1 rRNA gene is annotated in these 256 nt (G+C 44.5%); it reads left to right on the top strand.

Going from position 1 to position 256, the window contains the following annotated elements:
• Positions 1–163 precede the first annotated feature (163 nt).
• Positions 164–256, top strand: a 23S ribosomal RNA gene (locus tag H5125_RS21955); the annotation flags it as partial.

The raw sequence follows: 256 nt of genomic DNA, 5'->3' as shown, positions 1-256 counted from the left end.
GCGAAAGCATTAACACTTGAGTTCTCAAAACACTGTTTAAGTGTCTTGAATATTCTAAAAACTAAGGCGAGTCCACTTCCTGGTCGGAGGTGAGACAAGTAAAAACCAGCTGGTCATGATATGACCCAGAGGTTCACGCAAGTGAAACTCATTTGGGTTGTATGGTTAAGTGACCAAGCGTATACGGTGGATGCCTTGGCAGTCAGAGGCGATGAAGGACGTAATAACTTGCGAAAAGCGTTGGCGAGCTAGTAAT

This window comes from Shewanella sp. SR44-4 (assembly GCF_014163715.1).
In the GTDB taxonomy this organism is placed as follows: domain Bacteria; phylum Pseudomonadota; class Gammaproteobacteria; order Enterobacterales; family Shewanellaceae; genus Shewanella.
This window is presented reverse-complemented; position numbering and strand designations above follow the sequence as displayed.